Annotated in this window: 25 protein-coding genes and 1 tRNA gene; 12 read left to right on the forward strand and 14 right to left on the reverse strand. The window is 68.5% G+C overall.

Going from position 1 to position 23,253, the window contains the following annotated elements; genetic code table 11:
* Positions 1–104 precede the first annotated feature (104 nt).
* A complete protein-coding gene (locus NL126_RS01470) occupies positions 105–956 on the forward strand; it encodes a hypothetical protein (protein ID WP_255197129.1) in 852 nt (283 codons plus the stop codon).
* Between the two features lie 87 nt (positions 957–1,043).
* On the forward strand, positions 1,044–1,340 hold the full coding sequence (locus NL126_RS01475) for an antibiotic biosynthesis monooxygenase (RefSeq protein WP_255197130.1): 297 nt from the start codon (positions 1,044–1,046) through the stop codon (positions 1,338–1,340).
* 165 nt (positions 1,341–1,505) lie between these two features.
* Here NL126_RS01475 and NL126_RS01480 read toward each other — a convergent pair.
* The 3 genes from NL126_RS01480 to trmY all read right to left on the reverse strand — a co-directional run bounded on the left by NL126_RS01480 (position 1,506) and on the right by trmY (position 3,219).
* Positions 1,506–1,578, reverse strand: a tRNA-Pro gene (locus NL126_RS01480).
* A gap of 118 nt (positions 1,579–1,696) precedes the next feature.
* Positions 1,697–2,482: a hypothetical protein gene (locus NL126_RS01485; protein WP_255197131.1), complete on the reverse strand. Its 786-nt coding sequence runs from the start codon at positions 2,480–2,482 to the stop codon at positions 1,697–1,699.
* 146 nt (positions 2,483–2,628) lie between these two features.
* Positions 2,629–3,219: a tRNA (pseudouridine(54)-N(1))-methyltransferase TrmY gene (trmY, locus tag NL126_RS01490; protein ID WP_255197132.1), complete on the reverse strand. Its 591-nt coding sequence runs from the start codon at positions 3,217–3,219 to the stop codon at positions 2,629–2,631.
* Positions 3,220–3,338: 119 nt separating this feature from the next.
* Between trmY and NL126_RS01495 the strand changes: the two genes are divergently transcribed.
* Both NL126_RS01495 and NL126_RS01500 read left to right on the forward strand, forming a co-directional pair.
* Positions 3,339–4,508: a GAF domain-containing sensor histidine kinase gene (locus tag NL126_RS01495; protein ID WP_255197133.1), complete on the forward strand. Its 1,170-nt coding sequence runs from the start codon at positions 3,339–3,341 to the stop codon at positions 4,506–4,508.
* Between the two features lie 95 nt (positions 4,509–4,603).
* Positions 4,604–5,260 (forward strand): DUF8159 domain-containing protein, encoded by a 657-nt coding sequence (locus NL126_RS01500; RefSeq protein ID WP_255197134.1) that lies wholly within the window; start codon positions 4,604–4,606, stop codon positions 5,258–5,260.
* A gap of 138 nt (positions 5,261–5,398) precedes the next feature.
* Here NL126_RS01500 and NL126_RS01505 read toward each other — a convergent pair whose 3' ends face one another.
* The 3 genes from NL126_RS01505 to NL126_RS01515 all read right to left on the reverse strand — a co-directional run bounded on the left by NL126_RS01505 (position 5,399) and on the right by NL126_RS01515 (position 8,581).
* A complete protein-coding gene (locus NL126_RS01505) occupies positions 5,399–6,367 on the reverse strand; it encodes an NAD-dependent epimerase/dehydratase family protein (protein ID WP_255197135.1) in 969 nt (322 codons plus the stop codon).
* Positions 6,368–6,440: 73 nt separating this feature from the next.
* A complete protein-coding gene (locus NL126_RS01510; RefSeq protein ID WP_255197136.1) occupies positions 6,441–7,400 on the reverse strand; it encodes an NAD-dependent epimerase/dehydratase family protein in 960 nt (319 codons plus the stop codon).
* Positions 7,401–7,405: 5 nt separating this feature from the next.
* The gene (locus NL126_RS01515) at positions 7,406–8,581 is read right to left on the reverse strand and encodes an NAD-dependent epimerase/dehydratase family protein (RefSeq protein WP_255197137.1); all 1,176 of its coding nucleotides are present in this window, start codon (positions 8,579–8,581) and stop codon (positions 7,406–7,408) included.
* Positions 8,582–8,741: 160 nt separating this feature from the next.
* On the opposite strand from NL126_RS01515, the gene NL126_RS01520 reads away from it, so the two are divergent.
* Positions 8,742–9,716, forward strand: coding sequence for an aldo/keto reductase (locus NL126_RS01520; RefSeq protein WP_255197138.1), 975 nt, complete (start codon positions 8,742–8,744; stop codon positions 9,714–9,716).
* Positions 9,717–9,721: 5 nt separating this feature from the next.
* Here NL126_RS01520 and glmS read toward each other — a convergent pair whose 3' ends face one another.
* A complete protein-coding gene (gene glmS / locus NL126_RS01525; RefSeq protein ID WP_255197139.1) occupies positions 9,722–11,512 on the reverse strand; it encodes a glutamine--fructose-6-phosphate transaminase (isomerizing) in 1,791 nt (596 codons plus the stop codon).
* Positions 11,512–12,696, reverse strand: coding sequence for a sugar phosphate nucleotidyltransferase (locus NL126_RS01530; protein WP_255197140.1), 1,185 nt, complete (start codon positions 12,694–12,696; stop codon positions 11,512–11,514). Before NL126_RS01530 ends, glmS begins: the two co-directional genes overlap by 1 nt.
* A gap of 143 nt (positions 12,697–12,839) precedes the next feature.
* Here NL126_RS01530 and NL126_RS01535 point away from each other — a divergent pair, with 143 nt between their 5' ends.
* From NL126_RS01535 to rnhB, 4 genes are all read left to right on the forward strand, one after another.
* Positions 12,840–13,958, forward strand: a complete 1,119-nt coding sequence (locus NL126_RS01535) for a mechanosensitive ion channel family protein (protein ID WP_255197141.1) — start codon at positions 12,840–12,842, stop codon at positions 13,956–13,958.
* A gap of 85 nt (positions 13,959–14,043) precedes the next feature.
* Positions 14,044–15,336 (forward strand): tRNA pseudouridine(54/55) synthase Pus10, encoded by a 1,293-nt coding sequence (locus tag NL126_RS01540; RefSeq protein WP_255197142.1) that lies wholly within the window; start codon positions 14,044–14,046, stop codon positions 15,334–15,336.
* Between the two features lie 194 nt (positions 15,337–15,530).
* A complete protein-coding gene (locus tag NL126_RS01545) occupies positions 15,531–15,716 on the forward strand; it encodes a hypothetical protein (RefSeq protein ID WP_255197143.1) in 186 nt (61 codons plus the stop codon).
* 56 nt (positions 15,717–15,772) lie between these two features.
* Entirely contained in the window at positions 15,773–16,399 is a 627-nt protein-coding gene (gene rnhB, locus NL126_RS01550) for a ribonuclease HII (RefSeq protein ID WP_255197144.1), read from the forward strand.
* Between the two features lie 39 nt (positions 16,400–16,438).
* Here rnhB and NL126_RS01555 read toward each other — a convergent pair whose 3' ends face one another.
* Together NL126_RS01555 and secF are read right to left on the reverse strand one after the other, a co-directional pair.
* Complete coding sequence (locus tag NL126_RS01555) at positions 16,439–17,980, reverse strand: preprotein translocase subunit SecD (protein WP_255197145.1); 1,542 nt, start codon at positions 17,978–17,980, stop codon at positions 16,439–16,441.
* A complete protein-coding gene (secF, locus tag NL126_RS01560) occupies positions 17,977–18,837 on the reverse strand; it encodes a protein translocase subunit SecF (RefSeq protein ID WP_255197146.1) in 861 nt (286 codons plus the stop codon). The genes NL126_RS01555 and secF overlap by 4 nt, the downstream gene beginning before the upstream one ends.
* Before the next feature lie 118 nt (positions 18,838–18,955).
* On the opposite strand from secF, the gene NL126_RS01565 reads away from it, so the two are divergent.
* The 3 genes from NL126_RS01565 (at position 18,956) to NL126_RS01575 (ending at position 20,421) form a co-directional block, all read left to right on the forward strand.
* Positions 18,956–19,267, forward strand: coding sequence for a DUF7968 family protein (locus tag NL126_RS01565; RefSeq protein ID WP_255197147.1), 312 nt, complete (start codon positions 18,956–18,958; stop codon positions 19,265–19,267).
* Between the two features lie 81 nt (positions 19,268–19,348).
* Positions 19,349–19,573, forward strand: a complete 225-nt coding sequence (locus NL126_RS01570) for a hypothetical protein (protein WP_255197148.1) — start codon at positions 19,349–19,351, stop codon at positions 19,571–19,573.
* Positions 19,574–19,620: 47 nt separating this feature from the next.
* Entirely contained in the window at positions 19,621–20,421 is an 801-nt protein-coding gene (locus NL126_RS01575; protein WP_255197149.1) for an MOSC domain-containing protein, read from the forward strand.
* A gap of 302 nt (positions 20,422–20,723) precedes the next feature.
* Here NL126_RS01575 and NL126_RS01580 read toward each other — a convergent pair whose 3' ends face one another.
* The 4 genes from NL126_RS01580 to NL126_RS01595 form a co-directional block, all read right to left on the reverse strand.
* Positions 20,724–21,194 carry a DUF5812 family protein gene (locus tag NL126_RS01580; RefSeq protein ID WP_255197150.1) on the reverse strand — a complete coding sequence of 157 codons (471 nt, stop codon included), beginning with the start codon at positions 21,192–21,194 and terminating at the stop codon, positions 20,724–20,726.
* Positions 21,195–21,220: 26 nt separating this feature from the next.
* A complete protein-coding gene (locus NL126_RS01585; protein ID WP_255197151.1) occupies positions 21,221–21,784 on the reverse strand; it encodes a DUF8056 family protein in 564 nt (187 codons plus the stop codon).
* A gap of 85 nt (positions 21,785–21,869) precedes the next feature.
* Complete coding sequence (locus tag NL126_RS01590; protein WP_255197152.1) at positions 21,870–22,460, reverse strand: C2H2-type zinc finger protein; 591 nt, start codon at positions 22,458–22,460, stop codon at positions 21,870–21,872.
* A gap of 29 nt (positions 22,461–22,489) precedes the next feature.
* On the reverse strand, positions 22,490–23,194 hold the full coding sequence (locus NL126_RS01595) for an enoyl-CoA hydratase/isomerase family protein (protein WP_255197153.1): 705 nt from the start codon (positions 23,192–23,194) through the stop codon (positions 22,490–22,492).
* Positions 23,195–23,253: the final 59 nt, after the last annotated feature.

The raw sequence follows: 23,253 nt of genomic DNA on the forward strand, positions 1-23,253 counted from the left end.
ACCGGGAACCGGTACTGCCCGCATGGGCCGCCCCCACCGAGAACCCCGTTCCACCGGCTATACCCCGCACCAGACCCAAGGTCGTCGCGTCGCTGTCTCGGCGTATGATCGAGCAGTACCTCGAACGGCTGTTCACGTGGGAGAGCCTCGTGAACACCGAGCGAGGCGTGGAGTTCGAGCTGAAGAACCGCCTCGACGACGCCCGGCTCACGGGGTTCGACGGCGTCGCCATCGACGGCGAACCCGTCCCCCTCGACGACGTGACCATCCACCGCGAGGACGGCACCGCCCTCGCGCCCGCGGACATCAGCGAGGACGCCCCACTCCAGTTCGACCTCGCCGAGACCGTGCAGGTCGTCTGTGCCCGCCCACGACTCCGACGCGGTAGCCACGAACTCACCGTCGAACTCAGCATCGAGGGGTTCGGTGGGCTCTCCTTCACGACCGACGACGAGGTGGTCGACGCCGACCTCGTCGACGCCGACCCCGCAGACCACACCGTCGCGGAACTTCGCGACCTCGTTCGCGACGTTCGCGACCCGCTGACGCTCGACCGCCTGCTCGACCGAGAGCAGACGGGGAAGGCGAGGAAATCCGCCATCGAAGCCATCGAGCGCCGACGCGACGCGCTCGACCCGGTCGAGTCATCGGACGACGATGCCGAGCCGTCACACGAACCGAGTGAACTCGCCGAGCGCACCCAGGAACTACTGTCGCTCGTCGTCGAGACGCCACAGCAGGTGCAGGTCTACACCGCCGGGTGGGTCGGCGGACCCGGGACGACCGCCGACATCGCGGACCGGACGCTGTTCTCCGAGGCGCGGGTCCAGATGCTCCTTGGGGAGCTGGAACTCCAAGACCTCGTCGAGCGCGACGGCGACCGCTATGAGATGGTCCACCCGGTCGTGGCGCTCCAGCGACAGCCGCGGAACCTCTGGTCGCTCCTCCGCCCGTAACCCGATAGCGACGTGAGCACTATGGGAGCAGTACCCCGCAATCACGGTTAACCCTCCCGGAAATCATAACGGACGATGGTGATAAATATGGCTACAATCATCGTCAAACACAGCGTAGAGGACTTCGACGCCTGGAAACCGTACTACGACGACCACGAGGACACCCGACGCGAGTACGGCCTGCAGGAGGCCCGCCTCTTCCGACTGGCGGACGACCCGAACGAGATCGTCATGGTGGCGGAGTGGGACACCGCGGAGAACGCCCAGAAGTTCGTGGAGGAGTCCGACCTCAAGGACGTGATGGCGGAGGCCGGGGTCGTCGGCGAACCCGAGATCATGTTCCTCGACGAGATCGAGGCGGCCCGCGGGACGCCCGCGGCGTAAAAGAGCGGCTTCGGAGTTTTTTGTGGAGGGTTGGCTACCCCGGATTTGAACTACAGTCGGAGCAAGCTCCTCCCTAGTTCAAATCCGGTGGTCCACTTCGACGCCGCCCGGATACTCGCGGCCTCGCTGTCGCTCGGCACGCTCCGGAGGTGGCGTCGTCAGAAGTGGGCTGACCCGGATTTGAACCGAGGTACCGAGGACCCGATCCTCGAAGGATACCAAGCTACCCCATCAGCCCGCAAATCCACCAACACGGTTGCCGGGTTTAACGGTTGCGAATCGGGACACAAAGTGGGGCACAGCGTGTACTGCTCGGACCGTCGTAGCCAGCCAATCGAGGCTGGTACCGCGGCGGCTCACGCGACGCGAGCGCGGAGTGTCGAGACGGTCGCCTCCCGGTCGGGACAGTCGTCGAGGTCGACCCGGTAGACGAGCGGCCACGGGAGCCCACGGTGGAGCCGGAGGGTGTCGCCGTCGACCGTAATACGGACGACCTGCGACCAGGGGACGAAGCTCGTCCCGAACTGTCGCCCTGGACGGACGAGGAGGCCGCTGTCGAGGGCAACGAGGTCGACGCGCTGTCGGCCGACGACCAGCGTACCGACCGACACACCGCTGACCAGTCCCACGACCGACCAGAGGGAGAGGAGGTCGCCGGCCACGACCCCGAGCACGGCGTAGACGGCGAGCATCGTCACGAGCGTCAATGCCGCGCGTCGTCGGCGCGGTTCGACCGCGCTGAGGGTGAGGTGAACCCGTTCGCGGTCGCGGAACACGCGCGCTCGGCGACTGGTGCCCGTGACGACGGCGGCGAATCCCGCGATGGCGACTGCGAACGCGAGCAGCAGGACCGGCGACGACCTCGCCACGGCTGTACGCTCGACGAGCAGGAGGCTGGCGACGAGTGGGAGGGCAGCGAGCCCGGCCACGACGAGGTGGAGTCGATGGACGAGCGCGCCGTCGACGAACGCCGGAACCTGTTCGACTCCCACCCACGTGACGAGCGCGACGAGGACGCCGAGCCCGGCAACGACGGCGAGTAGCGATGGCACCTGCCACGCGACGACGAGGGCCGCCCAGGTGCCGAGGAACACACCGAACGAGGCGCTGAACGGGTCGACGGAGGGGAGACGGGGACGCACAGGTGTCGGTTCGCCGACGCGTCCCAAAAGTACTCTGGACACGCAGGCGGTCACCCGACGAACGAGGAGCGAACGAGGAGCGCACGAGGACGCACACGGTGGGGTTGCACCGGAGTGCGAGAGGTAGCTGTCTGCGCGCCGTCGGCTCAGTAGCGGGTGTACCCCTCCGTATCGAGCCAGTTGTGTGCGACGGTGATGGCGTGGTCGGCATGGAGCAGCGCGGGGCCGAGCCGGACCCGCGCTCCCGACCGTTCGGCGAGCAAGTCGGCCTCCTCGCTCGTGAAATCCTGGTGGTCCGAGAGGACGAACGTCGGGTCCGCGATGGGGTCACGCTCGCCGACCGGGTCCCCGTCCTCGTGGAGTTCGACCACGGTGCCGCCGACGCGGTCGAGCGTCGCGGCGAGGCCCATCCGGTAGAGTTCGACCCCCGGTGCGGGCGTCGCGGGCTGGTGGCCGATGGCGCCGGCCTTCTCTTCGAGGGCGTTGCGAATCGTGGCGGCCGTCGAGCGCTCGTCGGGGTTGAGCCGGCGCACCGACGAGCCGTCGAACGATACCGTGAGTTCGTCCTGGAAGACGAGGTGGACGCGGACGTCCTCACGGATGCCGTGTGAGAGGAACAGCGCGCTGTTGACACACCGACAGAGCACGTCGAGTCGGCCTGCCGCCGAGGGGAGGTCGTCGAGCGGGAACTCGGGGGTCGTGGGCGCGTCGTGACCGCAGACGACGAACTGTCGCATGACGTGGTGCAGTCGACCGACACGCAAAGCCGCGTCGGAACGCTCGCGACGCTAGATTCACCACACGTTTTCAGATATCATCCCGCCGTTTATATTGAAGAGAGCCGTCAGTACACCGGATGGATGGGGATGCGGACGCGCTACGGGGGATGATGGACATCACGTCCGGGTGTGGGACGTTCGAGGAGAAGGTCGAGTCGCTACTGAGACTCGGCTGTACGTATCTCGACGTGGAGGTGGGGTTCCTCACGCGAATCACCGACGACCGGCAGCGGATCCTGGCCGCAGTCGGCGACCACGAACGCCTCCGGCCGGGACAGAGCTGTCCGCTGTCGGAATCGTACTGCCGTCGGACGATCGAGAACGAGGGGTCGCTGACGGTCCAGCACGCGAGCATCGAGGGGTGGGAGAACGACGCCGCGTACGGAACGTTCGGTCTCGAATCGTACGTCGGTGCCCGCGTCGAGATGGAGGACGACCTGTACGGGACGTTCTGTTTCGCCGACACCGACCCGCACGACGAGCCGTTCTCGGAGTCCGAGGTCGTCTTCGTCGAACTGATGGCCGAGTGGACGGGCCACGAACTCGCCAGACAGGAGATGACCACGGCGCTCCAGCGCGAGCGCGACCGGCTCGAAGAGTTCGCCGGCGTCGTCTCCCACGACCTTCGGAACCCCCTGAGCGTGGCAGTGGGCGAACTCGAACTCGCGGAGACCCACCCCGAAGGAGACCACCTGACGCGCGCGTCGGACGCGCTCGACCGGATGGACGAACTCCTCTCGGACCTGCTGGCGATGGCGAAGGCGGGCGAAACCATCGGGTCGCGCGACGCCACACCCCTGTCCGAGGCGGCGGCCCGGAGCTGGGAGACCGTGGAGACCGGGGCCGCGACGCTACGGACCGAGACGACGAACGTCGTCAGCGCGGACCCCGTCCGGCTGGCACAGGTGTTCGAGAACCTGTTTCGGAACGCTGTCGAGCATGGCTCCACGGGCAACCGACCCGGGTCGAGCCTCACCGTCACCGTCCGGGACATCGACGGGGGGTTCGCCGTGGACGACGACGGCCCCGGCATCCCCCTCTCGGAGCGCAGTGCGGTGACCGAGGCGGGCTACACCACCAACGACGCCGGGACGGGATTCGGTCTGCAGATCGTCGACCAGATCGCGTGGGCGCACGGCTGGACGCTCCACGTGGGCGAGAGCCCCAGCGGGGGGGCCCGGTTCGCGTTCACCGACGTCGAGACTGTCGGCAGCTCGCCCGAACCGGTCGGCGCCTCCGACGCGTAGCTTCTCACCACCCGCATCGACACAGGGGAAGGCCGAAGTAGGGGCCAGCCCCTCCGAGTACGTATGCAACGGGTCCCCGCACGAGGTATCGCACCGTGAGCGACGAGGAGCTCGAGTACGGGTACACGGAGTGGCGCTGTACGAACTGCGGGCACGGCGTCCCGAAGAACAACCCGCCGTGTGATCGGTGTGGCAACATGGAGTTCGAGCAGGTCGAGGTCCACGAGAGCGACTTCGACGCCGAAATCCAGGGGGCGAGCAACCGCGAACTCCTCCGCCAGAACGCGCTCTCTGTCGGCGGCGGCGTCGCCATCCTCCTCGTGGTGGCGCTCGCCGTCCTCGCCAACGCGGGCGTGTTCGTCCTCTCGGACCCGGTGGGGCTGGGCTATCGGTACGGCGCCGTCGACCCCGTCACCCCGAACGACGACGGGACGCTCACGGCCGCCGAGTTCCACGGCCAGTTGGCCGCCGAGTTCGACGACACCTCGCTGCGCTGGTCCGGCCGCGGGCTCGAACTCGCCTTCCGGTCGGACGCCACCTCGAACGCGGAGCTGGCTGAGGACATCATGGTCGCCGCCCGGGGCTACGCCACCTACGTCGACGACGGCGGCGACGCCGCCACCCTGCAGATAACGGTCGAGGTACCCGACGGTCGCGCCCGCGTGACCGTCGACCGCGCCGACGCCGCGGCGTTCGCCGCCGGCGACATCTCCGAGTCGACATACCAGTCGCGGGTCTTCGCAGGGTCGTAGCGGAGCGGGCCGAGCAGGCACGCAGCCATCGTGGTCCCCGACACTACAGTTTCACATACGACAACCATCGCGGTGGCTAGTGGACCTCGTGGCCGACACGACGACCGACCGCTGGCCCGCTACCGGTGACCGCAGTAGCTACGCCTCGCGCAAGAGTTCGCGAACCGTCGACTCGATGGACTGCTCGGGCGCCCAGTCGAGGTCGCGCTGGATCGCGCTCGTGTCGACGCCGAACTCGCTGACGAGCGTCTCCGCGCTCCGCGGGTTCTCCACGAGCGAGACGTCGACGTCGAGCCCACGCTCCTCGGCGGCGATGCGCTGGACGAGCTCCGCCACCTGCATGACGCCGGGGTCCTCGTCGCTCGCGACCTCGAACTTCTGTGCGCCGGTAGCGCCGGCAGCCTGCTCGTCGACCAGTCGCTCGGCGCTCAGACAGAAGGCGTTCGCCACGTCCTTCACGTGGACGAAGTTGCGTGCCTGCGTGCCGGGCTCGTAGACGGTCAACGGCTCGCCCGCGAGCGCCCGGTTGACGAAGAAGTTGATGACCGTCCCCTTCGACACGGTCTGGCCCTCGATCTCGTGGCCGCCGTAGAGATTAGAGATCATGAACAGGTGTGCGGGGAACGCCCCGTGGGCGAAGTCCTCGATGGCGCTCTCACCCAGCACCTTCGTCTTCCCGTACCAGTTGAGCGGGTCCCGGTCCATGTCGGTGGTGATGGGGAAGCGGTCGGGGTCGCCGAGGACCGCCATCGAAAACGGGAAACAGAGCGCCGCGCCGTGCTCCTGACAGAACCACGCGACGTTGTTCGTCCCCTGCACGTTCACCTCGTAGGCGAGGTCCCGCTTGTTGTCACAGTCGTCGACTCCCGAGATGGCCGCGAGATGGAGAACCACGTCCGCACCGTCGAGCGCCGCCTCCAGCCGCTCGCGCTGCCGGATGTCGACGTGCTGGACGTCGACGTCGCCGTTCGTCCGGACGTCGCCGAGATAGAAGTTGTCGACCGCCGTCAGCGTCCAGTCGGGGTGGTCCCGCTGGAGCTGGTGGAGCACGCGACTCCCGATGTAGCCGGCCGCCCCCGTGACGGCCACGTGCGTGGAGTTACTCATCTTGAGAGTCACTTGTGAGCGGCGGATATGTGTCTTGCCCTTCTGGAGGCGACGAGCGACGCCGCGTCCCGGCTCAGAACTCGGGCATCGTCGTCGCACTCGCCTCGCCACGGAACCGCGCGGCGAGGTCGCGGACGCCCTGCTCGACGGTCCATTCGGGTTCGTAGCCCGTCTCCCGCAGGCGGTCGAAGTTGACGTGGTACGACGGGCCGGGGTGTTCGTCTTCGAGGTACGTCACGTCGACCGGGCCGACCTCGTCGCGCACCAGTTCGGCGATGTCGGCGATCTGGTAGTTTCCCACGTCACGTCCGACGTTGTAGGCGTCAGCCGGCCAGTCCTCGGGCGCGAGCGCCGCCTCGCGGTAGGCGCGGGCCGCATCCCGAACGTGGATGAACGGCCGCCAGTTCGAGCCGTCGCCGTACACCGTGAGCGCGCGGTCGGTGAGCGCGCGGAACACGAAGTAGTTGACGACGAGGTTGAATCGGACGCCCGGGGCGTCGCCGTACACCGTCGACATCCGCAGGCTCGTCCCGGTCATGTCGTGGTCCGCACAGTAGTCGCGGACGAGGGCCTCGGACTCGAGTTTCGACTCCGCGTAGGGGTTGATGGGGTCGGGGTCGACCGTCTCGTCGATGTCCGTCGAGGTGGCCCGGCCGTAGACGTTACACGAGGAGGCGAACACGACGTTCTCGACGCCGAGTTTGCCGGCGGCCTTCAACACGTTCTCGGTGCCGTCGTAGTTCACAGCAAAGGTCTCCTCGCGGCGGTCGTGGGTCGTCGAGGCGCCGGTGATGGCCGCGAGGTGGACGACGGTGTCCACGTCGCGCATCGCGCTCTCGACGTCCCCGTACTCGCGGACGTCGCCGTTGCGGAACTCGATGCCGTCCTCGCCGAGCGCGCCCATCAGCGACCGCGGACTCCCCGAGTCGAGCGAGTCGACGACGCGCACGGTGTCTGCGCGGTCGTCCGCGAGGAGCTCCGGAACCAGGACACTCCCGATGTAGCCACAGCCGCCGGTGACGAGGACGTTCATACGCCTTACTCTTCGGCCTCGTCCTTGAGGGCGTCGGGGAGGAAGCGGTCCTCGTGACTCGTGATGGTCTCCCGGTAGCGCGTCAGCGTCTCGAGGATGTCGGCGACACCGTCCGCGAAGTCGGCGCGCTGCTCGCCGATGAGCTCCATGTAGCGGTCGTTCGCCATCTCCATCTGGTGGGTCTCGTCCTCGTCACGCGGGTTCTCGACGTGCGTCACCTCGACGTCGAGGTCGAACTCGTCGCCGACGTCCTGGATGGTCTCGGCGATCTCGACGATGGCGATGGGTCGCGTCACCTGGTTGTAGACGGTGAGGTCGTCGCTCGGGTCGTCCTGCAAGGCGAGTCGAGCTAGCCCTTCGACGGCGTCCTCTAGCGAGATGAACGGCTTGCGCTGTTCGCCCTTGCCGTACACCGTGAGGGGGTAGCCGGCGACGGCCTGCGCGGCGAACCGGTGCGCGACGACGCCGAAGTAGTAGTCGAAGTCGAACCGTGTCTTGAGGCGGTCGTCCGCGCGCGTCTCCTCGGTCTCCGTCCCGTACGTGATCGCGGTTCGGACGTCCGAGATGGGGATGTCGAACTGCTTGTGCGCGAGCCGCATGTTCGCCGCGTCGTGGCTCTTGGTGAGGTGGTACCACGAGCCCGCCATCGCGGGGAACGGCACCTCGTCGCGTGCGCCCTCGTGTTCCATCGTCGCACCGCCCTCGGGGATGGGGAACTCCGGGGCACCGTAGACGCCCGTCGTGGTCGTCTCGATGAAGTGCGTGTCCGTCATATCGTTCTCCTCGAGGCCCCACAGCAGGTTTCGCGTGGCCTGCAGGTTGTTGTGCTGGGTGTAGTTCGCCCGCTCCCCGTTGATCTGCGAGTACGGCGCGGAGGGCTGGGCCGCGGTGTGGACGATGGCCGACGGCTCGTGGACCCGCAACAGCTGGTCGACGAACGACTTCTCGACGAGGTCGCCCTCCACGAACGAGAGGTTCGAGAGGCCGTGAACCTCGCGAGCGGCGTCGAGCCGCTCGTCGATGCTCGCGATGGGCGTTGCGCTGACGGAGCCGACCTCCTCGACCCACCCGCGGCGGGCGAAGTTGTCGACGAGGACGACGCGGTCGTCGGTGCGCGAGGCGATTCGTAGGGCGGTCGGCCAGCCGAGATAGCCGTCGCCGCCGGTCACCAGAATCGACATGGTTACTCACATTCTGAGTAACCCAATCACAAATACTTTGTCGTTGGCCGACCGACCCGCTTGCGAACCGTCGTGGACCGATTCGACCGCGATCGTGCTCGTCGGGGGGCGCGACCAATCCGCCCACAGTTATGCTCTCACCGCCCGTTCCCCCGAGCGAATGGAGTACACCACGCTCGGCAGGACCGGCATGACGGTGAGCCGTGTCTGCCTCGGCTGCATGAGCTTCGGCACCAGTCGCTACGACTGGGGGCTGAGCGAGGCGGAGAGCCAGGAGATCATCGAGCGGGCCATCGACCTCGGTATCAACTTCTTCGACACCGCGAACATCTACAACTACGGAGAGTCAGAGCGCATCCTCGGCGACACGCTTGCGGGCTACGACCGCTCGTGGCCGGTCGTCGCCACGAAGGTGTACATGGAGATGGACGAGTCGAACCCGAGCAGCGGTGGGCTCTCGCGGCGAGCCATCGAGTACGAACTCTCGCGGAGCCTCGACCGGCTGGGGATGGATACGGTCGACCTCTACCAGATTCACCGGTGGGACTACGACACCCCCATCGAGGAGACGCTGGACGCGCTCGACGACGCTGTCCACCGGGGTGACGTCCACGCCATCGGGGCGAGTTCGATGTGGGCCTACCAGCTCTCGAAGGCGCTCCACACCAGCGATCGCCGGGGACTGAAGCGGTTCGCCACGATGCAGAACCACTACAGCCTCGCCTACCGCGAGGAGGAACGCGAGATGCTCCCGCTCTGTGCCGAAGAGGGGCTCGGCGTCCTCCCATGGAGTCCGCTGGCCAAGGGGTTCCTCACCCGCCCACACGACGACCTCCGCGCCACCAGGCGTGGCCGCTCCGACACCATCCTCCACCGTCGCCCCTACGACGAGGGCGCCGGTATCGAGATAAACGAGCGGGTACAGGAGCTCGCCGCCGACCACGGCGTCTCGATGGCACAGGTCGCACTCGCCTGGCAACTCCACAAGGACTGGGTGACCGCACCCATCGTCGGTGTCACGAGCGTCGAACACGTCGAGGAGGCCGCGGCGGCGGTCGACCTCAACCTCTCGCGGGCCGACATCGAGTATCTCGAAGCCCCCTACGAGCCGCTCCCCGTGAAGGGGCATCACTGACCCGGCTACTCGACGGTCACGGACTTCGCGAGGTTCCGCGGCTTGTCGATAGACCGGCCGAGCGCGTTCGCGACGTGGTACGCGACGAGCTGGAGCTGGATGTTCGCCAGCACGGCCGCCGTCCGCGGGTGGGTCTCGGGGATCTCGAGGACGTGGTCGGCGTACCGGGCGACGTCGCTCTTGCCGTCGGTGACCGCCACCACCGGTGCGTCGCGCGCTTCGACTTCCTTCACGTTCCCGATGGTCTTGCGCGCGGCCTCGTCGTTGCCCGTCACCACCGCGAACACCGGGGTGTCGGCGGTGACGAGTGCGAGCGTTCCGTGTTTGAGTTCCCCCGCGGCGAACCCCTCGGCGTGCTCGTAGGAGATCTCCTTCAGCTTCAGCGCGCCTTCGAGCGCCACCGGGTAGTTCGCGCCCCGGCCGATGAAGAAGAAGCCGTCGCTGTCGACGTACTCCTCGGCGACCTCCTCGGCGGTCGTGCTGTCGAGGATGGCCTGTACGTCGCCCGGAAGGTCACGGAGCGCCGCGATGACCTCGCGGAGGTCCTCGTCGCCCGCGCCGACCGTCTGGAGCGCGAGCAGGTTGAGCGCCGCGAGTTGCGCCGAGAACGTCTTGGACGCGGCGACCCCGATTTCGGGTCCCGACCGGATGTAGAGGGTGTCGTCACACTCCCGCGACATCGTCGAGCCGACGACGTTCGTCACGGCGAGCGTTCGGGCGCCGCGGCGACGCGCTTCTCGCAGCGCCGAGAGCGTGTCCGCGGTCTCACCCGACTGCGAGACGCCGACGACGAGGTCGTCTTCGATGGGGGGCGTATCGAGCGCGTACTCGTGGGCGTAGAACGCCTGTGCCGGGATGCCGGCAGCGCGGAACAGTCCCGCGCCGTACAGGGCGGCGTGATAGGAGGTGCCGCAGGCGACGAACTGGACGCGGGCGATGTCGACGTCGAGGTCGAGCGAGACGCTCGCGCCGAGTTCGTCGACCCGTCCCTGGAGACACTGCCGGAGCGCGCGGGGCTGCTCGTGAATCTCCTTGAGCATGAAGTGGTCGTACCCCGACTTCCCGGTGTCCTCGGGGTCCCAGTCGACCGTGTCGATGGTCACGTCGTGGGGCGTCCCGTCGATGCTCGACACCGAGAAGCCGTCGGCGTCGATGCGCGCGAACTCGCCGTCTTCGAGGTAGACGACGCGGTCGGTGTGTTCGCGGAAGGCGGGCACGTCGCTCGCGAGGTAGTAGGCGCCGTCGCTCACGCCCAGCACGAGCGGCGAGTCCTCGCGGGCGGCGAACACGGCGTCGACGCCGGCGACGACGACGGCCACGGCGTAGCTCCCTTCGATGCGGGACAGCGCCTGCCGGACGGCGTCCTCGGGGTCGGCGCCGTCGGCGAGCGCGTCTTCGATGAGGTGCGGGACGACCTCGGTGTCGGTGTCGGACGCGAACGTGTGGCCTGCCTCGGCGAGTTCGTCGCGAAGCGACTGGTAGTTCTCGATGATGCCGTTGTGGACGACCGCCACGTCACCCGTACAGTCCTGGTGCGGGTGGGCGTTCGCGTCCGTCGGCGGCCCGTGCGTCGACCACCGGGTGTGGCCGATGCCGACCGACCCGTGGAGCGTCTGGCCGGCGACGGCCTCGCGGAGCGCGTCGAGTTCGCCGGCCTTCTTCTCGACCGTGACGGACTCGTTCGCGAGCGCGACACCCGCCGAATCGTACCCCCGGTACTCCAGGTTCGCCAGCCCCCCGAGAAGAGTGTCGAGCGTCGCGTCGCCGCGCCCCACACAGCCGATGATGCCGCACATCAGCGGACCACCTCCGCGTCCTCGGGGACGCGACCCCGGGCGTACGCGCCCGCCCCGACGAGGGCGTTCGCCCCGACGAGCGTGCCCGGCTCACAGACCGCGCCGCCCCCGAGTTCCGCACGGTCGGCGACGACGGCCCCGAGCCGCTGGTCAGGGAACACCCGCTGGCCGACCCTGACATCCGAGGGGCCACCGGGGACGAGCGCGTTCGGGCCGATAGTGGCGTGCTGGCCGGTGACGCAGTCGAGCAGCGTCGCCCCGGGGCCGACGCGCGTGTCGGCGTCGACGACACTCCCCTCGATGGTCGCGTTCGCCTCGACGGTGGCGTTGCGGCCGAGCGCGACGTCCGGGCCGACGACTGCGCCGGCGGCGATCTCGACGTCGGCACCGACGACGACCGGTCCCTGGAGGGTGGCGTCCTCGTGGACGCGGGCCGTCGGGTCGACGTGGACACCAGGGCCGCGCTGTGGCTCGTCGATCCACCCCTTCGACAGCAGTTCGCGCGCGACCGCGAGCAGGTCCCACGGGTAGGTGGCGTCGACCCAGATACCCGATGTCCGGACCGCGGTGACGTCGGTGTCGGTGAGTTGGCTCGCGACCGCGTTCGGTAGGAACAGCGTTCCGTCCTCGCGTTCGGTGCCGGCGAGCACGTCGAAGATGGCCGGCGAGAAGGCGTAGATGCCGGCGTTGATGAGCCGGTAATCGTCGCTCGTCGGCTTCTCGACGAGTTCGGTGAGGCGGTCGCCAGAGACCCGAACCGCGCCGTACTTCGAGGCGTTCGGGTGCTCGCGAACGGCGATGGCCGTCTCGCCGTCGAACGCCTCGACGACGCTCGCGACGTCCTCGGGGTCGACGACCCGGTCGCCGTTAACCGCGACGAACGGGCCGTCGACGACCTCACGGGCCTGCAGGAGGGCGTGGCCGCTCCCGAGCTGTTTGTCCTGGTGGACGTACGTCAGCGGGACGTCGCGGTACGTCGGCCCGAAGTGCTCCTGGACGCGGGCGCTCCGGTAGCCGACGACGAGGACGATCTCGTCGAGACCGGCGTCGAGGAGGGCGTCGAGGACGTACTCGATGATGGGGCGGTTCCCGGCGGGCAGCATCGGCTTCGGCCGGTTCCGGGTCAGCGGCCGCAGTCGCGTCCCCTCCCCCGCCGCCAGCACGACACCTGTCGTAACGTTCATACTGCGTGATGATTGGCCGCGGCCGTAAGTCCACCGCCATCAACCCCCGCTGTCAGATTCGCCGGCCGGCTCCGGGCTGGCCACGCAGCGAAACCGGCACTCCCGGCCGCTATCGCTTTATCACCAGGGGAAATACGGGGTGCATGCAACTCGACGCGGTCGAGACCGCGCTCGCCGGGCTCCCGCCCTGGCTGGCGCTGGTCGCGATTCTGGGGGGGTCGCTGGTGCTCGCGCGACTGGTACAGGTCGGCGGTGACTGGCTCATCAAGCGGCTGACGACGCGGATTCCGGGGGACGTGGACGACGTGGCGCTCAAGACGATTCACCCGGCGCTGTACGCCTCGGTCCTGCTCGCGGGGGCGTACTACGCGCTCGAACCCCTCTCGCTCGGCGTCGTCGAACTCCCACAGGGCATCGACAACAACCTCCGGGCGACCATCATCTCCATCGGGGTCGTGGTGTGGGCGTACACGCTGATTCGGCTGGGTCGCCGGGTCTCGCACGCCATCACGTCCGCGGAGGACGCCGACGGCAGCGTCGTGCCCATCTTCCAGAACGTCTGGTCGGCGGGGCTCATCGGCCTCACGGCGTTCGCGCTCCTCGAACTCTGGGGACAGGACGTGACCCCGTTGCTGGCGTCGGCGGGCGTCATCGGCATCATCGTCGGCTTCGCCGCCCGCGACACCATCGCCAACCTGTTCGGCTCCATCGCCCTCTTCTTCGACGGCACCTACAAGGTGGGCGACTGGGTCGTGCTGGAGGGCGGTGACCGCGGGCGCGTCGAGGACATCTCGATTCGGTCGACCGTGATTCGGACGCGCGACGACGTCCTGGTGACGGTGCCGAACTCCATCCTCAACTCCTCGAAGGTCATTAACGAGTCCGTTCCCCGGCGGAAGCGCCGGATTCGCGTGCCGGTGAGCGTCGCGTACGGCACCGACTACGACCTGCTCGAGGAGACGCTGCTCGGCGTCGCCTCGGAGACGAAAGCCGTCCTCGACGCCCCCTCCCCCCGTGTCCGGATGCGCGAGTTCGGCGACAGCGCCCTGCAGTTCGAGTTGCTCTGCTGGGTCCCCGACCCCGTGCTTCGAGGCCGAGCGACCCACGACCTGAACGTCGCCATCTACCGCGCGTTCGAGGAGGCCGGCATCGAGGTTCCGTTCCCGCAGCGAGAGGTACGGATTCTCGGTGACGACGGCGGTGTAGCGACAGTGACGGCCGACTCACCGGAGCAGGCGGCGAGCGGCGCGGACGACGACTGAGTGGTCGCCGCAGTGACAACCGGCGACGACTGAACCCCCGGTCCCGAACGAAGCGCACTTGCCGGGTCGGGCCACAGGACAGACAATGACCGTTCTCGACGACGCCCGTCGCCTCCTCGACACGGGGCCACTCTGTGACGCCTGTCTCGGCCGCCCGTTCGCCCAGCGGAGCTTCGGCCTGACGAACCCCGAACGCGGGCGCGCACTCCGGACGACCATCGCCCTGGAGGACGACGAGCCCTACGAGTCGACCGACCCCGACGACTGCTGGGTCTGTGAGGGGTACTGTGGCCGCTACGACGCGTTCGCCGACCGCGCGGTCGCGGCGATCGAGGACATCGACTTCCACACCTACCAGCTCGGGACGCGTGTCCCGCCGCTGGTCGAGGAGAACGACGAACTCCTGCGGGAGGACGCCGGCCTGGAGCCCGATGCGGGCGAGCGCCTGAAATCCGAGTTCAACCGCGAGGTCGGCCGCCGCGTCGGTGCGCGCACCGGCAAGGAAGTCGACTTCGAGCGCCCGGACGTCCAGCTCCTGCTCGACCTCGGGGCCGACACGGTGGACGTCCAGCTCAACTCCGTCGCCGTCTACGGTCGCTACCGGAAGGTCGAGCGCGACATCCCACAGACGGAGTGGCCCTGCTCGAACTGCGGAGCCACCGGGAGAGTGACGAACGCCCCCTGTCCGGAGTGCGACGGCACCGGCTATCGGTACGAGACGAGCATCGAACAGGAGGTCGCGCCCATCCTGACGACCGCCCTCCGTGGGAGGGAAGGCGTGTTTCACGGCGCGGGTCGTGAGGACGTCGACGCGCTGATGCTCGGCGAGGGGCGACCGTTCGTCCTCGAGGTGAAGGAGCCCCACCGCCGGGACGTGGACCTCGCCACGCTGGAGGACGAGATCAACGAGAGCGCATCGGGCGTCGAGGTCGAGGGGCTGCGCTTCGCCACCTACGACATGGTCGCGCGGGTGAAGGAGCACGACGCCTCGAAGACGTACCGAATGCAGGTAGAGTTCTCCGACCCCGTCGACGACGACGCCCTGCAGGCCGCACTCGACGCCATCGAGGGCGTCACCATCGAACAGCGGACGCCTCAGCGCGTCGACCACCGGCGGGCAGACCTCGTGCGCGAGCGCGTCGCCTACGACGTCTCGGGCGAGTTGACCGACGACACCCACGCGGAACTCACCATCCACGGCGCCGGCGGGCTCTACATCAAGGAACTCGTCTCGGGCGACGACGGCCGGACGGAGCCCTCGCTCGCGGGCGAACTGGGTGTCGACGCCGTGGTCACGGCACTCGACGTCGTCGCCGTCGAGGGCGAAGACGAGCCGTTCGAGGACCCCGAGTTCTTCCGGGATAGCCCCAACCAATAACTGCGTCGAGTGTATGGTGGTAACGGGTGACAGGGGATGCACGAGACACCGACCTGCCTCCTCGGCTCGCCGGTCGACGAGGCGAACGAGGACGACGAAGACGACGACCCAGCCGCGATGGTTCCGCCGTGGCTAGTGATGGACGGGTGAGTCGTCACCACACGTTTTTGGTCGTCGGACCGTGGTGTGATAGGGTGACACACAGCATGTGCCACCATCTGGTCGACACGGACGAGCGGTACCGGGTCGATGAACCGGCCGAGCAACCGACCGACGAACCGGCAGACGGCGGCTTCGAGACGGTCGAGGACCCCGCAGTCGACGTCGAGCTGGACCGGGAGTACGACCAGGGCGACGCGAAGACGCCGGGCGACGACTAGCGACCGCCGGGGACCAGACCGCGCGATTCTTTACGTGGGCCGTGGACGGTCGAGCCATGCGTTTCGGCGTCGACGAGGCCGGTAAGGGCCCCGTTCTCGGCTCGATGTTCGCCGCCTGCGTCCGGGGCGACCCCGCCGACCTCCCCGACGGCATCGCGGACTCGAAGCGGCTCTCGCCCGAGCGCCGCGAGGAACTCTCGGGAGTGATTCGCGACCGGTTCGAGGTGGGCGTCGCCGAGATTCCCGTGGCGCGCATCGACGGCGACGAGGACATGAACTCGCTCGGCGTGGCGGCGCACGCCGACGCCATCCGGGCGGTCGCCCGCGAGGACGATACCGGGATGTGCGACGCCGGCGACACCTCCGAGTCGCGGTTCGCGCGGCGGGTGGCCGACGCGAGCGGTGTCAGTGGCGTCGACGCCGAGCACAAGGCGGACGACCACTACCCGCTGGTGGCGGCGGCGTCCATCGTCGCGAAGGTCGAACGCGACGCACACGTCGCAAGACTTGCAGACGAGTACGGCGAGGTGGGCTCGGGCTATCCCTCGGACCCGACGACGCGAGAGTTCCTGCACGAGTGGGTGCGCGACCACGGAGAACTGCCCGACTGCGCACGGGCGTCGTGGTCGACCTCGCAGGACGTGCTCGCGGCGGCCGAGCAGTCGGGACTCGACGAGTTCTGAGCAGCAGGCAACGCCCGTGAAAACGCGGAGTTGCGTCCGTCAGTCCAGCACGATGTTCCGGAGCACGTTCCCGTACGCCGGTCGCGTCACGAGCACGCCGAGCAGGACGCCGACGATGGTGACGATGGCGAACCCCTGGAGGTCACCCAGCGAGAGCACCGCGAGCGGCGACATCGCGATGATGGTCGTCGCGGCGGCCGCACCGATGACCCAGAACGCCTTCCTGAAGCGGGACTCGAACACGCGGCCGGTCTTCACCTCGCCACCCTGGAGGATCTCGTCGGCGATGATGACGAGGTCGTCGACCCCGGTGCCGATGACGGCGATGAACCCGGCGATGTGCGAGAGGTCGAGCGCGAGCCCCACCAGGGCGGCGAACCCGAGCATCAGATACACCTCGGCGGCGGCGGTGACGAGCATCGGAATCGCGACACCGGGTTCGCGGTAGCGGATGAACACGACGAGCGCCACGGCCCCCAGCGCGACCGCGCCGGTGATGACCGAGAACAGCTTGAACTCCTGCGCGAGCGACGGTTCGAGGAAGAACGTCGTCCCCTCGCCCTGGATGTCGAGGCTCGTCGGGAGCGCCCCGGCGTTGAGGTTGAGCTGCAGGTCACGTGCCTCGGTCATGTTCGAGGCGATCATCCGGAAGGCAGGGTCCTGCTGGAACTCGCGGTTCTCGATGATGTCGGCGAGTCCGGGACTCATCGAGGAGGCGAACACGACCCGGCCGTCGACGACCGTGAACAGACAGTAGCCGTAGTCGTCCTCGTTCTCGCTCCAGCGGCAGTTACTGACGCCCTCCTGGCTGGTGAAGCCGAACTGGCGCATGTCCTCACCGAACCGCGCCCCGGCCTCCTCCTTGAGGGTGACGGGGACGAACGGCGGCCGGTCACCCTGTCCTTCGGTGGCCGTCCCGACGCTCGCGAGGTCCTCCTGCTGGAGGACGGTGGTCTCGGTGTAGTTGCCGGACTCGGTCGGGTAGCCGGCGACGATGGACACCTGCCCGCGGTCACCGATGAGGTCGATGACCTCCGAGCGGTTGGCGTTCGGCACCTCGACGAGGATGAACACCTCACCGGTCGGCGACCGGGCGATGGTCGCACTCCCGCCGGTGAGTCCACCCTTGTTGATCTTCTCGTTGAGGACGTCGACGGTGGTCTGTCTGGTTGGTTCCGTGACGCCGTCGCGGACGTTCGAAGGGGAGAGGCCGGCTGCCTCGACGGCTTGCCGGAACTCCGCCTGCGTGTAGTTCTCCGAGTACAGTTCGACCGCGCCGACCGACGGCCGCGTCTGGACGTCGGTGATGGGGGCCCCGAGTTCGTCCGCGACCTGTCGCTGGACCTGACTCGGGTCCGCATCGGCGTAGCTGACGCCCTCGGCGGTCATGCCGACGAGCGGCGCGCGGATGCGCGTCCCGCCGGAGAGTTCGAGGCCGTACTGGAGGTTCGTCGGCGAGCTCTCGACGGTGCCGCCACCGCCGCCGGCCGCGCCGCCGAGGTTGACGAACAGCGCGACGGTGCTCGCCAGCACGAGGACCACGAGCAGGACGATGCGCCAGTTGTCGCGAATCGAGCTCATTTGGCGATCCCCTCGTACTTGTAGTAACGCAGGAGGCTGACGTTGAGCATGTAGGTGTTCATGAGGTCGGCGGTGAGGCCGAACACGAGAATGAGGCCGATGGCCGGCAGCAGCGGAATCCCGAGCAGCGTCGCGGTGACCGTCATGACGGCCATCGCCGCAATCGAGGTGAGCGTCATCGTCACACCGGTCCGCATCGCGCGGTACGTGGACTCGTAGAAGCCACCGCGCCGCCGGAGGACGTGGTTGTTCAGGAGGAGGTCCGAGTCGACGGAGTACCCGATGAGCATCAGCAGCGCGGCGACCGTCCCGAGCGACAGCTGGATGCCGAAGATGTTCATCAGCGCGAGCGGGATGACGAGGTCGGAGAACGCCGACGCCACGACGGCGATGGAGGGAACGAACGTCCGGAACAGCGCGAACACCAAGAGGCTCATCCCGGCGAACGCCACGACGAGCCCGATGAGCGCCTGTTGCTGTGAGTTCTGCCCGAACGATGCTGCCCGACCCTGTATCGACTCGATGCTGTAGCCGGCGTCGTTCGCCTGCTGTTCGATGGAGCCGGTCTGTGTCGACTGGAACGTAAGGATGTAGGTGTTCTCGGCCGACTGGATGGGCTGGATCGACTCGATCTCCTCGTCGAACGTCTGTCGTATCTCCTGTGGGGAGTCGGTCGTCTGAATCTGGAGCTCGGTGCCGCCGGTGAAGGCGAGGCCGAGCGAGACGGGGGCACCGGTGAGGGCCCAGTACACCGCGATGACCAACAGCGCCAGGCTCAACACCGCGAGCGGAACGGCGACGAGCTGGCGGTTGGAGTACCGGGTGTAGTCGACCTCCGGCACTTCGAACGCGACCATATGCTCGCGGTTGGCCACGCGCCGAATAAGCCTTCTTATACTCGTACGGGAGTGTGACGTGCGCGAACGACACGCACCGGCGTAACGCCTATCGGCGTGTCGGCCCCTAACTGAGCGTATGCCAACCGCCGACCGCGTCGTCGTTTCGTACCCAGCAGACCTCTCGGAGTGGGGTCGCGGACAGGTGACGACCCGCCACTTCAAAGCGTGGCTCCGCCGCGTCCACCCCTCGCCACAGGCGGGCGACGTCTGGGAGGAGTTCCTCGACGTGGGCTGCTGCGGCAACACCCTCGACGTCCCCCTCCGCGTCGAGCGCGTCGAGGGCGGCGACACGATGGGGCCGGAGACGGACATCACCTACGAGGAACGCGGCGCCTGCGGCATCGAGGGTGGCTGGCGCGTCCAGAGCGCCGGCGGCCCGACGACCTGACTCTCGGCCACCCGACTCTCGACAACCCCATTCTGTCGGACGGCCACCGAGTTTATTGGAACGGCGCGAGTGCTCCCGCCCATGGAGGAAGCACTCGAAGCCGCGGAGGTGGTCGCGGACTCCGAACTGGAAGGTGCAGTCGTCTGGCTGTTCCGCATCCTCGGCGCCCTGATGGTCCTCGCCGGCCTGGGGCTGTGGCTCACCGGGACGATGTCGCTGCTGTGGGTCCCGGCGGGGCTCATCGTCGTCGGGCTGGTACTGGCCGTCGCTCCGCAGGTCCTGTTGCTGCTGGCCGAGCTCCAGTAACCGTCCCACGGGCGAACCGTTTTGCGGGTCGGCTCCCCAACCCCCGTATGACCGACCCTACACTCGCCTCGATTTTCGTCCACCCCATCAAGTCGCTGGACCCGGTGCCGCTCGCCCGCGCCGAGGTCCTCGACGCGGGCGGGCTCTCGTACGACCGCGAGTACGTCATCGTCGACGCGAACGGCAACTACGTCACCGGGAAACGCGAGCGGGAGACCCACCGGCTCGCGTCGTCGTTCGACCCCGAGACCGGCGCGTTGACGCTCGGGCCGCGAGACGGAGACGCCCGCGAGACGTTCTCGCTGCCCGACGAGCGCGAGGCCGTCAGCGAGTGGCTCGCGGGGTTCCTCGGGTACGAGGTGGAACTGCAACGCGACACGTCGGGGGGGTTCCCCGACGACACCCACGCGTCGGGCCCGACGGTCATCGCGCAGGCGACCATCGAGGTCGTCGCCGACTGGTTCGACGACATCGACCCCGAGGAGATGCGGCGGCGGCTCCGCCCGAATCTCGTCGTCGAGGGCGTCGACCCGTTCTGGGAGGACCGGCTGTACGCCGACCGCGAGTCGGTCGTCGCGTTCGACGTCGGTGACGCGCGGTTCGAGGGCGTCAACCCCTGCCAGCGGTGCGCCGTCCCGACGCGCGACCCGGACACCGGGGAGACGACCGAGGGGTTCCGCGAGCGGTTCGTCCAGCAGCGCGAAGTGACCTTACCCGAGTGGGCCAACCGCGACTGGTTCGACCACCACTTCCGGCTGATGGTGAACACGCACGTCCCCCGGGAGACGGTCGGCCAGTCGCTCGGGGTCGGTGACCCCATCTCGCTGGCGGGCGTCCGCGAGGCCTGACGGCGGGGGGTTCTCTCACCGCGTGAAACTGCGCGACTGGCATTAAGAGGGCAGGCACCCATGCTCTGGATGCCGGCCGCCACGATCGGGATTCGGGGGGGCGCAGGGCGAGGTTTGGTCGCCATCGCCTGTGTCGTCCAGCGGTTCGGTGCTCCCGCGCCATGACGGAGCTGGACGCGTTCGACGACCGTCGGGCTGCAACACACGACTGTCCACCACGCGTCCGTTCACCCGTCTTCTGTCGCCGTCTTCTCACACCGAGTAACCACGTCGAGCGCGCACCCGACAGGGAACGTGGCCACTCAGGGGAGATACCGGACGCTGACGACACCCGGTTCGAAGCGAATCTCGACGCGGTTCACCGCGGGCATCCGCGCGGCGCGGGCGAGCGTCCCCTCGTCGGCGAGTACGTCGGCGACCGCCTCGTCCGTGTCGTCCTCGGGCACGGTGATGACGTGTATCTCGCCCTTCCCGGCGCGCTCCTCGCGGGTGAGTTCGCCGACCGACTGGGCGGCGGCGATGTCGCGCTCCTGCTGGGTGGGTGGCTCCTCGCTCCGCTCGACGGTGATTCGGCGCCGTGTCTCGACGGCGACGACCTGCCACGTCACCTCGAGCGGCGGCTCGGGCGCGAGCGTCGCGTCGAGTACGTCACCGGCCTCGACACCGGGATTCTCGCCCAGCGTGTGGACCTGCCCGGCGTCGACGTCCTTCAGCACCGCCGAGTCGGCCTCGGCGTGGGTGACGACGAACGTCCCCTCGGTCTCCTCGCTCATGCGAAGGAGAAGACGCTCGCGCCGTATCACCGCATCGCTCTGTGGACGAGGTAGCCGGCGACCGCGACGACCGCGGGGATGGCCGGGGCCGCGACGGCCGGAATCGCGTAGAGAACGGCGATGAGGGGGGCGAACAGCCCCGACGGCGGCGGCCGGGAGACGGTCTCGCCGTCGAGGACGAACGTCGGCGGCATCGACGCGACGACCGCGAGGTACAGCGAGACGGCGAAGGCGAAGCCGGCGGCGGCGAGCGCCCGGTCGTAGCGGGGGTCGTTGCCGACGCGGCGGTGGTGGCGCGCCACGAACAGCACGGGCGCGACGAGCGGGGCGACGACGAGGAAGCCGACGAACACGACGAACGCGCGGACGAACGACGCCGTACCGCCGGCGGCGAGCCCCACCGACTGCGCGATGGCGAGCGCGAACGCGCTGAGGAACGCGAGCGACAGCAGGGCCGCGAGCAGCCCACCGACGACGGCGTAGAGTTTGAACAGCCGCGACTCGCTCTGCCGGAACGCGTAGGGGAACGCGCCGAATAGCCCGCCGTACTCCTTGGGCACGGCGGTGTCGGCGGAGGCGCTCTCGGTCATCTACCCGAGGTTAGGCCGTGACTGAAAAAAGCCGTCGGATACGGGCGAATAGCGGGGTGCGCGAGCGACGACGAGCCGTCGCACGTCAGGTCGTCTGGACGACGATTTCGATGCTATCTCCCTCTTTCAGGACGTAGGAGCTGGGGGTGACGTCGTTGCCGTTCACCTGCACCGACACCTGCGCGTTCTCGCCGTCCGTGTACGTCGTGTTCTGGAACGTGACCGAGTTGTCGGTGACGGGGATTCCGATGGCCTCCATCCCGTAGTCGAGCGTCACGCCGGTCGCGTGCGCGTGCCACGTGTACGGTGGGTCCATCCCGGGGTTCTCGAAGTGGAATCGGCGGTCGGTGAACTGGTACTTCTCCTGGCCGAAGTCCACGCGCTCACCGTCGACGGTCATACTGATGGGACCGTGGTAGTGTGCCGACCCCGGCGCGCCGATGTTCGGCCCGCCACCCGCGACGAAGACGACGTAGGCGACGATGGCGACTGCCGCGAGGATGACGCCACCGAGCGCGATGGGCGCGGCGCCGATGCCGTCGTCGTCGTCGCTCTCGGCCCCTCCGAGCCGCCGCTTGTCGATGGGGCCGAGCTCGTCGAAGTGTTCCTTCTTCAGGTGTTTGTCGTACGCCGAATCGCTGGCGAACGACTCCCCGCAGTAGTCGCAGTCCGTCATTCCTTGCGGTCTCTATCGAGCGGACGCTTTCAGCCTTTTCGGTAGCCCGACAGCTCGTCGGCGTGTTCGGCCATCAGCGCCTCGAACGCCGCCGCCTCGGCCGCCTCCTGGTCGGCGACCGAGGCGTCGTCGCGGAGGCGTTCTTTCAAGAGACGGAGCGCGCTCGGGTCGGCCGCCGCGAGTTCGTCGGCGACCGTCCGGGGGTCGCCGACCACCCGCGAGACGAGCCCCATCCGGTGGGCCTCGGCGGCGTCGACGGCGCGGCCCGTGAGCGAGATGTCCATCGCGTCGGCCATCCCGACCGTCTCGGGCAGGCGGTGGGTGCCGCCCCACGCGCCGAACAGTCCGAAGGTGACGCCCGGCTCGGCGAACGTCGCCTCGGGGGTGGCGACCCGGAGGTCACAGGCGAGTGCGAGTTCGACGCCGCCACCTCGGGCCGCCCCGTCGATGCCGGCGACCACTGCAGCCTCGGCCTCGGCGATGCTCGTGAGGACGCGCTGGCCCCGTTCGACGAACGCCTGAGGGTCCCCGTCGGTGGCGACCTCGGCGACGACCGAGAGGTCCGCCCCGGCGCAGAACGCGTCGCCGGCCCCCCGCACGAGGACGACCGTGCCGGGAGCGTCGACGACGGCCCGTTCGAGGGCGTCGAGCCCGTCGGGCGTGAGCGCGTTGCGCGCGGCCGGGCGGTCGAGCGTGACGACGCGGACCGGCCCGTCGTCGGTGACCCGTATCATGATACGGCGTGGCCGTGGGTTTCCAAAGGTCTTTGCCCTTCGCATCCCTATTCGGGCGT

This window comes from Halorarius litoreus, from assembly GCF_024362405.1.
GTDB lineage: Archaea > Halobacteriota > Halobacteria > Halobacteriales > Haloarculaceae > Halorarius > Halorarius litoreus.

Excerpts from the sequence above, each read along its gene's own strand:
- NL126_RS01470 (WP_255197129.1), top strand. The coding sequence starts at position 105 with ATGATCGAGCAGTACCTCGAACGGCTGTTCACGTGGGAGAGCCTCGTG.
- NL126_RS01475 (WP_255197130.1), top strand. The coding sequence starts at position 1,044 with ATGGCTACAATCATCGTCAAACACAGCGTAGAGGACTTCGACGCCTGG.
- trmY (WP_255197132.1), bottom strand. The coding sequence starts at position 3,219 with ATGCGACAGTTCGTCGTCTGCGGTCACGACGCGCCCACGACCCCCGAG.
- NL126_RS01495 (WP_255197133.1), top strand. The coding sequence starts at position 3,339 with ATGGATGGGGATGCGGACGCGCTACGGGGGATGATGGACATCACGTCC.
- NL126_RS01505 (WP_255197135.1), bottom strand. The coding sequence starts at position 6,367 with ATGAGTAACTCCACGCACGTGGCCGTCACGGGGGCGGCCGGCTACATC.
- NL126_RS01510 (WP_255197136.1), bottom strand. The coding sequence starts at position 7,400 with ATGAACGTCCTCGTCACCGGCGGCTGTGGCTACATCGGGAGTGTCCTG.
- NL126_RS01515 (WP_255197137.1), bottom strand. The coding sequence starts at position 8,581 with ATGTCGATTCTGGTGACCGGCGGCGACGGCTATCTCGGCTGGCCGACC.
- NL126_RS01520 (WP_255197138.1), top strand. The coding sequence starts at position 8,742 with ATGGAGTACACCACGCTCGGCAGGACCGGCATGACGGTGAGCCGTGTC.
- glmS (WP_255197139.1), bottom strand. The coding sequence starts at position 11,512 with ATGTGCGGCATCATCGGCTGTGTGGGGCGCGGCGACGCGACGCTCGAC.
- NL126_RS01530 (WP_255197140.1), bottom strand. The coding sequence starts at position 12,696 with ATGAACGTTACGACAGGTGTCGTGCTGGCGGCGGGGGAGGGGACGCGA.
- NL126_RS01535 (WP_255197141.1), top strand. The coding sequence starts at position 12,840 with ATGCAACTCGACGCGGTCGAGACCGCGCTCGCCGGGCTCCCGCCCTGG.
- NL126_RS01540 (WP_255197142.1), top strand. The coding sequence starts at position 14,044 with ATGACCGTTCTCGACGACGCCCGTCGCCTCCTCGACACGGGGCCACTC.
- rnhB (WP_255197144.1), top strand. The coding sequence starts at position 15,773 with ATGCGTTTCGGCGTCGACGAGGCCGGTAAGGGCCCCGTTCTCGGCTCG.
- NL126_RS01555 (WP_255197145.1), bottom strand. The coding sequence starts at position 17,980 with ATGAGCTCGATTCGCGACAACTGGCGCATCGTCCTGCTCGTGGTCCTC.
- secF (WP_255197146.1), bottom strand. The coding sequence starts at position 18,837 with ATGGTCGCGTTCGAAGTGCCGGAGGTCGACTACACCCGGTACTCCAAC.
- NL126_RS01565 (WP_255197147.1), top strand. The coding sequence starts at position 18,956 with ATGCCAACCGCCGACCGCGTCGTCGTTTCGTACCCAGCAGACCTCTCG.
- NL126_RS01570 (WP_255197148.1), top strand. The coding sequence starts at position 19,349 with ATGGAGGAAGCACTCGAAGCCGCGGAGGTGGTCGCGGACTCCGAACTG.
- NL126_RS01575 (WP_255197149.1), top strand. The coding sequence starts at position 19,621 with ATGACCGACCCTACACTCGCCTCGATTTTCGTCCACCCCATCAAGTCG.
- NL126_RS01580 (WP_255197150.1), bottom strand. The coding sequence starts at position 21,194 with ATGAGCGAGGAGACCGAGGGGACGTTCGTCGTCACCCACGCCGAGGCC.
- NL126_RS01585 (WP_255197151.1), bottom strand. The coding sequence starts at position 21,784 with ATGACCGAGAGCGCCTCCGCCGACACCGCCGTGCCCAAGGAGTACGGC.
- NL126_RS01590 (WP_255197152.1), bottom strand. The coding sequence starts at position 22,460 with ATGACGGACTGCGACTACTGCGGGGAGTCGTTCGCCAGCGATTCGGCG.
- NL126_RS01595 (WP_255197153.1), bottom strand. The coding sequence starts at position 23,194 with ATGATACGGGTCACCGACGACGGGCCGGTCCGCGTCGTCACGCTCGAC.